Origin of the sequence: Alterirhizorhabdus solaris, from assembly GCF_007785815.1 — a bacterium.
GTDB lineage: Bacteria > Pseudomonadota > Alphaproteobacteria > Sphingomonadales > Sphingomonadaceae > Alterirhizorhabdus > Alterirhizorhabdus solaris.
In genome coordinates this window covers 1-11,435 of record NZ_VNIM01000115.1, presented here as the reverse complement: position 1 = coordinate 11,435, position 11,435 = coordinate 1, and the positions used below count along the sequence as shown (strand labels likewise).

The following is an 11,435-nucleotide window of genomic DNA, read 5'->3' as shown; positions in this document are numbered from 1 at the left end:
GCGGCGGGAAGGGCGGGGGATCGCATCGACTGTGACGCGGCGCATAGTCCGCCCCGCCGTCACCGGGCAAGACGCGCGGATGCTTCCCCAAGTCCCCAAGCTGATCTAAAGCCTCGATCACATAACATGCACATTCTCGCCAACCCCGCCCGCTTCCTGAGTCTTGCCCGTCCGGCGACGCCGTGGCTGGGCTGGGCTGGCGCGTTGCTGGTCGCGGTCGCCGTCGTCTCCGGGCTGCTCGTCACGCCGCAGGATTATCTTCAGGGGCAGAGCGTGCGGATCATGTACGTGCACGTGCCCGCCGCGTGGCTGGGCATGGCGGGCTGGTCCGGCCTCGCCGTCGCCAGCCTGATGCAGCTGGTGTGGCGGCATCCGCTGGCGGCTGTCGCCGCGCGGGCGATCGCGGTGCCGGGCGCGCTGTTCACCGCCATCTGCCTCGCCACCGGATCGATCTGGGGCCGGCCGACGTGGGGTACGTGGTGGGGATGGGACGGGCGGCTCACCTCGATGCTGGTGCTGCTGTTCCTCTACATCGCCTATATCGCGCTGGCCGGGGCGAGTTCCGAGCGGGGTGGATCGAGCCGGGTGGCGGCGATCTTCGGCCTCGTCGGCGCGGTGAACCTGCCGGTGATCCATTATTCGGTGCTGTGGTGGCGCACGCTGCACCAGGGGCAGAGCATCACGCTGACCAAATCGACGATCGACAGCTCGATCCTGTGGCCGCTGCCGGTGGCGCTGCTGGGGTTCACCCTGCTGTTCGCCGCGATCGTGCTGATGCGGATGCGCGCGCTGCTGGCGCAGGCCAAGGTGGAGGCGCGGTTGAAGCGGATGGCGCATGACTGACGCGACGGACAAGGCCGCATGAACCACTGGCCCTTCATCGCCGCCGCCTATGCGATTTCGATCGGCGGCACCGTGGCGCTGACACTGTGGAGCCTTGCCGCGATGCGCCGCGCCGAGAAGGCGGCGGATGCGCTGAAGGGCCGGGGGCCGGATCGTAATCGGGGGCGCGGCGAATGAAGGCCAAGCACCAGCGCCTCGTCCTCGCGCTGCTCGCGGTGGTCGCCATCGTCGGCGCGGCGCTGCTGGCGATGTCCGCGCTCAAGGATCAGGCGGCCTATTTTTACACGCCCGCCGACGCGCACCGCGACAAGGTGCCGGTGGGGCAGGCGGTGCGGCTGGGCGGCATGGTGGCGGGCGGCTCGATCAAGCGCGCGGCCGACGGCGTGACGATCGACTTCACGGTGACGGACGGCAAGGACACGGTGCCGGTGGTGTTCCGCGGTATCACCCCCGACCTGTTCAAGGAGAACAGCGGCGTGGTGGCCGAGGGGCGGTTCGACGCCACGGGCCGGTTCGTGGCGGATAACATCCTCGCCAAGCACGACGAACGCTACATGCCCCCGCAGGTGGCGGGCGAGATGCACAAGAGCGAGAGCCTCGATACCGGGGCCAAGGCGAAAGGCGGCAGGACGTGATCGCGGAAGCGGGGCTTGCCGCACTGTGGCTGGCGGCGGCGCTGGCGGCGCTGCAATTCGCCATCGGCGCGTTGGGGCTGACGCGCGGGCGCGAGGCGATGTTGCTGTCGGTGCGGCCGGTGGCGATGGTGCAGGCGGTGCTCGCGGCGCTCGCCTTCCTGTGCCTGATCGTGGTGTTCGTGCGGGTCGATCTGTCGGTCGCGCTGGTCGCCGCCAACGATCATTCGGCCAAGCCGCTGATGTACCGCTTCGCCGGCGCGTGGGGCAACCACGAAGGCTCGATGCTGATGTGGGTGACGATCCTGGCGGCGGCAGGCGGCGCGGTGGCGCTGTTCGAGCGGCGGCTGGACGAGCGCACGCTGGTGGCGACGCTGGCGGCGCAGGCCTTCATCGGCCTCGGTTTCTATGCCTTCCTGCTGTTCGCCTCCAACCCGTTCTCGCGGCTGTTCCCGGTGCCGGCCGAGGGGCAGGGGCTGAACCCGCTGTTGCAGGACCCCGGCCTCGCCTTCCATCCGCCCACGCTCTACATCGGCTATGTCGGGCTGTCGGTCGCTTTCTCGTTCGCGGTCGGTGCGCTGGTGACGCGCGACGTGGGCGCCGCCTTTGCCCGCGCGATGCGGCCGTGGGTGCTGGGGGCGTGGATATTCCTCACGCTCGGCATCACCGCCGGCAGCTACTGGGCCTATTACGAACTCGGCTGGGGCGGCTGGTGGTTCTGGGATCCGGTGGAGAACGCCTCGCTGATGCCGTGGCTGGCCGCCACCGCGCTGCTCCATTCCGTCACGGTGCTGGCCACGCGCGACGGCCTGCGCGCATGGACGGTGATGCTGGCTGTCGTCGCCTTCTCGATGAGCATGGTGGGCACCTTCCTCGTCCGCTCGGGCATCCTCACCTCGGTCCATGCCTTCGCGGTCGATCCGCGCCGGGGCAGCTTCATCCTGGCGCTGCTGGTGCTGTATATCGGCGGCGCGCTGGCGCTGTTCGCGCTGCGCGTGGGCACGGTACGCGAAGGTTCGCGGTTCGATCCGGTCAGCCGCGAGGGTGCGCTCGTCGTCAACAACCTGCTGCTGTCCGCAATCCTCGGCGTCGTGCTGATCGGCACGCTCTACCCGCTGGGGGCCGAGGCGGTGACGGGCGAGAAGCTGTCGGTCGGCCCACCCTATTTCAATGCCGCCGCCGGGCCGCTGGCGCTGATCCTCGTCGCCGTGATGGCGGCCGGTCCGCTGATGCGCTGGCGGCGGGACGAGCTGCGCAATCTCGTCGGCCGGCTGGCGCTGCCGGTGCTGCTGGTGGCGCTGGCGCTGCTGGGGCTGGTGCTGCTGGCGCCGCCGATCGGGATCTTTCCGCTGCTGGGCCTCATCCTCGCCGCGGGCGTGGCGGCGGCGAGCGTGGCGCCCTTGTGGAAGCGCAACCTGCGCCGCACGCCGCTGTTCACCTACGGCATGGTGATCTCCCACCTCGGCATCGCGGTGGCGCTGGCCGGCATGGCGAGCGAAACGGCCTTCATCAAGGAAACGCTGGTCGCGGCTCGCGTAGGCGAGACGCAGACGGTCGGCCCGTGGACGCTACGGTTTAACGGGGTGAAGCCGGTCGCCGGGCCGAACTGGACCGCGATCGAGGCGACGCTCACCGCCACGCGGGGCGGTGGGCGGCCCTATCTGCTCACCACGCAGGCGCGCAGTTTCTGGACGCCTCCGACCGAGACGAACGAGGCCGCGATCCAGACGGTGTGGGACGGGCAGCTCTACGTCGTGCTCGGCAAGGGGAGCGACGACGGGCGCTGGCAGCTGCGGCTGTGGTGGAAGCCGTTCGTCACGCTGATCTGGGCGGGCGGTGGGCTGGTGGCGTTCGGCGGTTTCCTCACGCTCGTCGGGCGGGTGCGGCGCGAGCGGCGGGCGGCGCGGGCGGAGGCATGGGCATGAGCGCGGACGTGCCCCGGTCCGATGCGGCGAAGCGCGGCCTGCGGCTGATCCTGTGGGCGCCGCTGGTGCTGTTCCTGATCTTCCTCGCGATGTTCGCCAGCGGCCTCATCCGGCCGGGCAGCCGCGACATCCCCTCGCGGATGGTCGGCAAGCCGCTGCCCGGCTTCGCGCTGCCCGAGGGCGCGCCCGGCCACCCGCCGCTGGCGGATGCGGCGTTCCGGCAGGGCCAGCCGAGGCTGCTCAACGTGTTCGCAAGCTGGTGCGTGCCGTGCGCGGCCGAGGCGCCGCAACTGCTGCAACTGGCCCGGGCCGGTGTGCCGATCGACGCCATCGCCATCCGCGACCGGCCGCAGGACGTGGCCGGCTTTCTCGCCAAATGGGGCGATCCCTATGCGGCGATCGGCAGCGACGTGGATTCCAGCGTGCAGATCGCGATGGGATCGGCCGGCGTGCCCGAAAGCTTCGTGATCGACGGCAAGGGCATCATCCGCCACCAGCATATCGGCGCGATCGAGCCGGAGGACGTGCCCGCCATCCTCGCCGCCGTGCGGAACGCGCGATGAGGCGCACGTTCCTTACCCTGCTATTGCTCTCCGCCGCGCCCGCGCAGGCCGATTCGCTGATGCCATCGGCGGCGCTCGCGGATACGCAGCTGCCCGATGCACGGCAGGAGGAGCAGGCCACCGCGCTGATGGAGACGTTGCGCTGCCTCGTCTGCCAGGGCCAGTCGATCGCCGACAGCAACGCCGAGATGGCGGGCGACATGCGCGCGCTCGTCCGCCGCCGCATCGCCGCGGGCGAGAAGCCGGACGATATCCGTACCTGGCTGATCGCGCGCTACGGCAACTGGGTCAGCTACGATCCGCCACTCGATGCGGTGACGTGGCCGTTGTGGGCGATGCCGGTGCTGCTGATCGCCGCCGGCCTGTATCTGGCGCGCGGGCGCTTCCGCCGGAGGGGGCGCTGATGGGCTGGCTGATCCTGCTGTTCCTCGCCGGCCTCGTGCTGGCGGCGCTGTGGAAGTTCGGGCGGCTGCCGAAGGGCGGGCTGGAGCTGGTGGGTGCCGCGCTGTTCCTCGGCATCGCCGGCTATGCGTGGCAGGGCAGCCCCGGCATGGCCGGCAGCCCGACGCCGCCCAGGGAGCAGTCGAAGCAGCCCGATAGCGCCTTCGCCACCTCGCGCCCGGTGATGATGAGCATGATGGGCAGCGACGCGCAGGTGCTCGACATGGCCGACGCGTTCCACCGGCAGGGGCTGGACGCCTATTCGATCGCTGTCTTGCGGACCGGGCTGGAGAAGAAGCCGCGCTCGGCCGACCTGTGGGTGGGGCTCGGCAACGCGCTGGTGGTGTACGGCGGCGGGCTGATGTCGCCGGCGGCGCGGCTCGCGTTCGATCGCGCGGCGGCGATCGCGCCCGATCATCCCGGGCCGCCCTTCTTCCTCGGCCTCGCCTTCGCGCAGGCGGGCCAGCTCGACCGTGCCGAGGCGACGTGGCAGGCGCTGCTCGATAAGGCGCCCGCCGACGCGCCGTGGCGCGAGGAAGTGCAGTCCCGCCTCACCCAGCTGCGCGCGCAGCAGATGGGCATGGGTCAGTAGGCGAGCGCGCGGGGGCGGAGCCCGTTCCGCAGATGGCTGCCCGGATTCTTGCTGCCGCCTCCTGTCGCCGCCTCCTTCTGTCGAGCGAAGTCGAGACACGCCGCGCATCCCGAGGAGCCATTGCGCTTGCCGAAATGCCGTCTTGAAAGAGGGTGGCGGAGGCGTTCTTCGAGACGGGCTTTCGTCAGGCCCGGTCCCTCCTCGGGATGACCGGGAAGTCAAAGTTGGCCTCGGCTTTCGTGACGATGCCGACCGATCCAGCCGACCCTTCGCTCGGGGCATGGGGTCAACCCCGAATTCCCGGTCGCCTCTCAGGATGAGCGGTTGGATGATCGACCCTCTATCATCCGCCCCTAGAACGCGATCCAGCAGTCGAGCAGGGCATTCGCCAGCCCCTTGTCGATCGCCTCGGCGGCTTCCTCCACGCCGGTGCGCCAGTCGTCCGCCTCGCCGGCCACGATCAGCGCGGCGGCGCCGTTGAGCAGTACGGCGTCGCGATAGGCGCCGGCTTCGCCGCGCAGCATCCGGCGCAGCGCGGCGGCGTTGAACGCCGCGTCGCCGCCGCGCAACGCATCGGCGGGGTGACGTTTCAGGCCGGCGTCCTCGGGCACGATCCGCTCGCTCCGGTCGCCGCACGCGCCCAGCCGCACGATGCTGCTGGGGCCGGAGATGGAGAGTTCGTCAAGCGGCTCGTCGCCCGACACCATCATCGCCGAGGTGGTGCCGAGCCGCCGCAGCCCCTCCGCATAGGTGGCGAGATAATCGGGGCGGGCCACGCCGACGAGCTGGCGGGTGACGCCGGCCGGGTTGGCGATCGGCCCGATCAGGTTGAAGATCGTCCGCCGCCCGATCGCCCGCCGCACCGCCGCCAGCCGGCCGAGCGACGGGTGGTGCGACTGCGCGAACAGGAAGGCGATGCCCAGATCGGCCAGGCTCGCCTCGGCCCGCGCCTCCGCCCGCTTCAGGTCGAGGCCCAGCGCCTCCAGCGTGTCGGCCGCGCCCGCCTTCGAGGAGGCGGCGCGGTTGCCGTGCTTGGCGACGGGCACGCCGCACGCCGCCACCACGATCGCGACGGCGGTGGAGACATTGAGGCTGTGCGCGCCGTCGCCGCCGGTGCCGCACACGTCGATCGCATTGGCCGGCGCCGACACCGGCACCATCCGCGCGCGCAGTTCGGCGGCGGCGGCGGCGATCTCGACGCTGGTTTCGTCGCGCTCGGCCATCGTCGTCAGGAAGGTGGCGATGGCGTCGTCGGCCACCTTGCCGTCGAGCATGTCGGCGAAGGCGGCGCGCGCGGTGGCGTGGTCGAGCGGCGCGCGCGCGTCCGGCAGCAGCGCGATCGTCGTCATGCCAGCTCGCGGACCGGCAGCCCGGCCGCGCGCATGAAGTTGGCGAGCAGCGCGTGGCCATGCTCGGTGGCGATGCTTTCGGGATGGAACTGCACGCCGTGGATCGGCAGCGTGGCGTGGCGCAGCCCCATCACCACGCCGTCGTCCGCCCGCGCGTTGACGATCAGGGTGGGCGGCACGCTGTCTTCCGGCACCGTTAGCGAATGGTAGCGGGTGGCGGTGAAGGGGGAGGGGAGGCCGGCGAACACGCCGCTGCCGTCGTGCAGGATCGGGCTGGTCTTGCCGTGCATCAGCGCGGGCGCACGCTCCACCCGGCCACCGAAAAACTGGCCGATCGCCTGATGGCCCAGGCACACCCCCAGCAACGGGCGCCCGGCATCGGCGGCGGCGGCGACCAGATCGAGCGAGACGCCCGCTTGCGTCGGCGAGCAGGGCCCGGGCGAGATCAGGAACGCGTCCGCACCCGACGACAGCGCCTGCCCCGCGCCGATCGCATCGTTGCGCACCACCTCCACCTCGGCCCCCAGTTGCTGGAGATAGTGGACGAGGTTCCAGGTGAAGCTGTCATAATTGTCGATGACGAGGATCATACCACGGGCTTTAGCCGATGGCGGCGGGCGTGCAAGCCGGGCGGCTCACACCGAAGCCGCTCACTGGCCGAAGCCGCTCTCGCCCGCCCGCACGATCGCCTCGCGCGCGGCCGCCAGCAGCGCGCCCGACTTCGCCTCGCACTCGCGCTGTTCCGAAGCGGGATCGCTGTCGGCGACGATGCCCGCGCCCGCCTGCACGTGCATCACCCCGTCCTTCACCACGGCGGTGCGCAGCACGATGCACGAATCCATCGATCCGTCGGGCGAGAAATAGCCGACGCCGCCAGCATAGGCGCCACGCGTTTCCGGTTCGAGTTCCGCGATGATCTCGCACGCGCGCACCTTGGGCGCACCCGAAACGGTGCCGGCGGGGAAGCCGGCGAACAGCGCGTCGATCGCGTCCTTGTCGGGCGCGAGCCGGCCGACCACGTTGGACACGATGTGCATCACATGGCTGTATTTCTCGATCGTGTAGCTGTCGGTCACGGTCACGGTGCCCGCCGCCGCCACCCGGCCGACATCGTTGCGGCCCAGATCGAGCAGCATCAGATGCTCGGCCCGCTCCTTGGGGTCGGCGAGCAGCGCGTCGCGGTTGGCATTGTCCTCGGCGGCGGTCTTGCCCCGCGGGCGGGTGCCGGCGATCGGGCGGATCGTCACCTCGCCGTCACGCGCGCGCACGAGGATCTCGGGGGACGAGCCGATCAGCGCGAAGCCGGGCAGGTCGAGATAATAGAGGAACGGCGACGGGTTGATCCGCCGGAGCGCGCGATACAGATCGAACGGCGGCAGCGGGAAGGGCGCCGAGAAACGCTGCGCCAGCACCACCTGAAAGATATCCCCGGCGGCGATATAGTCCTTCGCGGCCAGCACCATCTCGCGGTAGCGGCCGGGCGGCAGCGCCGGTTCGGGTACGATCGCGGGCAGCGGCGCGGGGCTTTGGGCCGGCGACGGCAGCGGCGTCGCCAGCCGCGCGGCGGTCGCCTCGATCCGCTCGATCGCGTCGGCGACAGCCGCGTCCGGATCGTGGGCGTCCGGCCACAGCGGGGCGGCGAGGAACAGTTCGTCGGCCAAGCGGTCGAAGATCAGGATCAGCGTCGGCCGCACGAACAGCATGTCCGGCAGGCCCAGCGGATTGGGCGCGGGGCGGGGGAGTTTTTCGACCAGCCCCACCGTCTCGTAGGCGAAATAGCCGACGAGGCAGGCAAGCGTGGGGGGAAGCCCTTCCGGCACATCCATCCGGCACTGCTCCACCAGCGCCCGCATCGCGGTCAGCGTATCGTCGGCGCACGGCTCGAAGGCGGTGCGGTCGGTCAGCCAGCGGCGGTTGATCGCGGCGTTCCGGCCCTCGGCGCGAAACACCAGATCGGGCGCGAGGCCGAGCAGGCTGTAACGCCCGCGCGCCGTGCCGCCCTCGACCGATTCGAGCAGATAATCGCCGCGCCCCGGCTCGATCAGCCGCATGGCGGCCGCCACTGGCGTATCGAGATCGGCCAATTGCCGCCGCCAGACGAGCGTCGGTTTGCCGTCGCGCAGGCAGGCCCACGCGGCAGCATCGGCCGCGGTGTCGGCCGTGGCGAATTCCGGCGGGGTCACTCGCCCGTCACTCGGCCGCCGCGCCGCCACCGGCCAGCTCGGCACGCAGCCGGGCGATCGCCTTGTCGTCGCGCGTCACGCCCACCTGCTTTGCGGCGGCATTGGCGAACTGCTCGATATACTCGTCGCCCAGCACGCGGTTGAACTGGGTGCGGGTCGACTCGATCAGCCCCGGCTGGCGCCGCGCGTCGCCCGGTACCACGGTGGCGAGGTTGACGACGAACCAGCCGCCGTTCTGCGGCGCGGCCAGCACGCGGGTGTCGCCCGGCGCCATGTTGAACATCAGCGCCAGCGGCGGCGGCACCTCGCGGTTGGCCTGCGCCAGATCGATCTGGCGGGCGGCGGCGCGTTGCGGCGCGGGCAGCCTCACCCCGGCGGCGGCGAAGGCGGCGGGCATGGCCACGCCGGCCTTCACCTTCGCGGCGATGGCCTCGGCGATGGCCTTCGCCCGCGCCGACGCCTTTACCCGCGTCAGCTGCTCGACGATCCCGGCGCGTACCTGCGCCAGCGGGGCGGGGGTGGCGGAGACGACCTGCGATACCTTCACCAGCGCATAGCGCTCGCCCTTGCCGATCGTCTCGACGACGGGATCGTCATCGGCCGTCGCTTCCGAGGCATGGCGCAGCAGCAGCGGCAGCTCGGGCGCCGGCCGCCAGCCGGCCGCGCCGGGCGCGCTGCCGTCGGGCAGCACCGGCGGGGTCGTCTGCACCGTCAGCTTCTCGGACTTCACGACATCGTCGAAGCTCGATCCGTCGGCGATCGCATCCTCGATCGCGGCGACGCGGTTGGCGAGCGCCTCGTCGGTCTTCTGGCGGACGAGGCCGGCGGCGATCTCGCCCCTCACCGATTCGAGCAGGCGGGCGGCGACGGGCTTCACCGCCTCCACCTTCACCACATGCCAGCCCAGATCACCCTTCACCGGCGCGGTCAGCCCGCCGGCGGGCGCGGCGAAGGCGGCGGTGGCCACGGCGGCCGACGTCGCCTTCGCCAGCGCGTCGCGGCCGATCTCGCCAAGCGTGATATCAGCGGGGGTGAAGCCGGCGGCCTGTGCGGCGGCGACGAAGGCGGTGCCCCCGCGCACCTTGGCCACGAAGGCGTTGGCGGCAGCCTGATCGGGCAGGATGATCTGCTGCAGCGTGCGGGTTTCGCGCGCACCATAAGTGGCGGCGTTGGCCTTGTAGAAAGCGGCGATCTCCGCATCGCCGGGTGCGGCCGGCGGTGCGGTATCGCGGCCGAACAGTGCGTAGCGGATCACCCGGCGTTCCGGGATCGTGAAGCGGGCGATGTTCTTCGTGTAGAAGGCGTTCACCTCCGCCTCGGTCGGCGGCGGGCCTGCGGGCATCGCCTCGCTCGGCACGATGCCGATCAGCCCGGTGCGCGCCTCCAGCAGCAGCGAGGCATAGGGCACCACGATGCCAGCCGGCACCCGCGCCGCGCCCGCCACCGGGATCAGCAACTGGCGGCGGATCGCATCGCCGGCCAGTTCCTCTCGCAGCATCGGCTCGGTCAGCCGCTGCTGGGCGATCACCTGCCGCATCACGTCCGGGTCGAACTTGCCGGTGGGGCCGTTGAACGCGGCGATGCTGGCGATCTCGCCGTCCACCAGCTTGGTGCTGGCGGTGAGTCCCTGCGCCCGCGCCCAAAATTCCAGCGCGCGCGCCGCGACATACTGGCCGATCGTCTGGTCCAGCCCGCCGGCATTTACGAAAGTCGCCATGTCCAGCGTCGGGTTCTGCTGGCGGGCCTGCGCCAGCCCGCTCTGCGCGCGGCGGCGGATGTCGCCCGCACCGATCGACTCCTTGCCCACTTTGGCGATGCTCTCGCCCCCGCCGCTGGGGGTGCCGCCCGCCCCGCCCGGGCCGGCCACGCCGGTGATGATGAACGCGATCATCACGAGGCCGAGCAGCCCCAGCACCAGCCAGGAAGACAATGCCTTGCGGAAGAAGCTAATCATCGGGCGATCCGTCCGTATAAACCGGCCGTCGCCATAGAGGGGCGGGGGCAGGGCGACAAGCGCGGCGCGCATCGCCTCCGGTTGTTGCCGACCCGTCGGCTTGCTACGGGCGGCGGATATCACGATCGGACGGGGCGACAGGCGATGGCATTGCGGAAGCTGGTGGCGGGCAACTGGAAGATGAACGGGTCGCTGGGCGCGCTCGTCGAGCTGGACGCGATCCTCGACGCGGCCAACGCCAACGCCGGGCTGGACGTGGCGATCTGCCCGCCGTTCACGCTGATCGCGGCGGCGGCGGCGCGCGTGCCCGGCCTGCCGATCGGCGCGCAGGACGTGCACATGGCGGCCAAGGGCGCGCATACCGGCTGCGTTTCCGCCGCGATGCTGGTGGAGGCGGGCGCGCGGCTCGCCATCGTCGGCCATAGCGAGCGACGCGCCGACAATCACGAGACCGATGCCGAGGTGCAGGCCAAGGCCACGGCGGCGATCGCCGCCGGGCTGACCGCGATCGTCTGCGTCGGCGAGACGGAGGCCGAGCGTGACGCCGGCCGCGCGCTGGCGGTGGTCGCGGGCCAGCTCGACGGTTCGGTGCCGCGCGACGGCAAGGGCGAAACGCTCGTCGTCGCCTACGAGCCGGTGTGGGCGATCGGCACCGGCCGGACCCCCTCCGTCGCCGACGTGGCGGAGATGCACGCCTCGATCCGCGAAAAGCTGGGCGCGCTGCTCGGCGCGGAGGGCGCGAAGGTGCGCATCCTCTACGGCGGCTCGGTCAAGCCGGACAACGCCGCCGAGCTGATGGCGGTCGCCGACGTCGATGGCGCGCTGGTGGGTGGTGCCAGCCTGACGGCGGCGCAGTTCGTGCCGATCATCGAGGGCGCGGCGGCGTGAGGCGTCTTCTCGCCGCCGTGGTGTTGCTGCTGACCCCGCTGGCCGTGCGCGGCGAGGTGCCCGCC

General features: G+C 71.4%; 12 protein-coding genes. 8 read left to right on the top strand and 4 right to left on the bottom strand.

Features of this window, described 5'->3' with window-relative positions; genetic code table 11:
* Nucleotides 1-126: 126 nt before the first annotated feature.
* Genes ccmC through FOY91_RS18655 form a run of 7 tightly spaced genes read left to right on the top strand, consistent with a single transcriptional unit; the run spans nt 127 to nt 4,996 of the window.
* Entirely contained in the window at nt 127-843 is a 717-nt protein-coding gene (ccmC, locus tag FOY91_RS18685; protein ID WP_145155157.1) for a heme ABC transporter permease CcmC, read from the top strand.
* Between the two features lie 18 nt (nt 844-861).
* Nucleotides 862-1,020 (top strand): heme exporter protein CcmD, encoded by a 159-nt coding sequence (gene ccmD, locus FOY91_RS18680; protein ID WP_145155155.1) that lies wholly within the window; start codon nt 862-864, stop codon nt 1,018-1,020.
* Entirely contained in the window at nt 1,017-1,478 is a 462-nt protein-coding gene (gene ccmE / locus FOY91_RS18675; RefSeq protein ID WP_145155153.1) for a cytochrome c maturation protein CcmE, read from the top strand. The genes ccmD and ccmE overlap by 4 nt, the downstream gene beginning before the upstream one ends.
* A complete protein-coding gene (locus tag FOY91_RS18670) occupies nt 1,475-3,400 on the top strand; it encodes a heme lyase CcmF/NrfE family subunit (protein WP_145155151.1) in 1,926 nt (641 codons plus the stop codon). Before ccmE ends, FOY91_RS18670 begins: the two co-directional genes overlap by 4 nt.
* The gene (locus FOY91_RS18665) at nt 3,397-3,963 is read left to right on the top strand and encodes a DsbE family thiol:disulfide interchange protein (protein WP_145155149.1); all 567 of its coding nucleotides are present in this window, start codon (nt 3,397-3,399) and stop codon (nt 3,961-3,963) included. Before FOY91_RS18670 ends, FOY91_RS18665 begins: the two co-directional genes overlap by 4 nt.
* Complete coding sequence (locus FOY91_RS18660) at nt 3,960-4,367, top strand: cytochrome c-type biogenesis protein (RefSeq protein ID WP_145155147.1); 408 nt, start codon at nt 3,960-3,962, stop codon at nt 4,365-4,367. The genes FOY91_RS18665 and FOY91_RS18660 overlap by 4 nt, the downstream gene beginning before the upstream one ends.
* Entirely contained in the window at nt 4,367-4,996 is a 630-nt protein-coding gene (locus tag FOY91_RS18655) for a tetratricopeptide repeat protein (RefSeq protein WP_203234629.1), read from the top strand. The genes FOY91_RS18660 and FOY91_RS18655 overlap by 1 nt, the downstream gene beginning before the upstream one ends.
* Before the next feature lie 353 nt (nt 4,997-5,349).
* Here the strand turns inward: FOY91_RS18655 and trpD are convergent, their stop codons facing one another.
* From trpD to FOY91_RS18635, 4 genes are read right to left on the bottom strand one after another with little or no spacing between them, the layout of a single operon-like run.
* A complete protein-coding gene (gene trpD, locus FOY91_RS18650; RefSeq protein ID WP_145155145.1) occupies nt 5,350-6,345 on the bottom strand; it encodes an anthranilate phosphoribosyltransferase in 996 nt (331 codons plus the stop codon).
* Complete coding sequence (locus FOY91_RS18645) at nt 6,342-6,935, bottom strand: anthranilate synthase component II (protein WP_145155143.1); 594 nt, start codon at nt 6,933-6,935, stop codon at nt 6,342-6,344. The genes trpD and FOY91_RS18645 overlap by 4 nt, the downstream gene beginning before the upstream one ends.
* Before the next feature lie 60 nt (nt 6,936-6,995).
* Entirely contained in the window at nt 6,996-8,528 is a 1,533-nt protein-coding gene (gene trpE / locus FOY91_RS18640; protein ID WP_145155141.1) for an anthranilate synthase component I, read from the bottom strand.
* Nucleotides 8,529-8,535: 7 nt separating this feature from the next.
* Nucleotides 8,536-10,482, bottom strand: coding sequence for a peptidylprolyl isomerase (locus tag FOY91_RS18635; RefSeq protein WP_145155139.1), 1,947 nt, complete (start codon nt 10,480-10,482; stop codon nt 8,536-8,538).
* A 144-nt stretch (nt 10,483-10,626) separates the two neighbouring features.
* Between FOY91_RS18635 and tpiA the strand changes: the two genes are divergently transcribed.
* On the top strand, nt 10,627-11,370 hold the full coding sequence (tpiA, locus tag FOY91_RS18630; protein ID WP_145155137.1) for a triose-phosphate isomerase: 744 nt from the start codon (nt 10,627-10,629) through the stop codon (nt 11,368-11,370).
* Nucleotides 11,371-11,435: the final 65 nt, after the last annotated feature.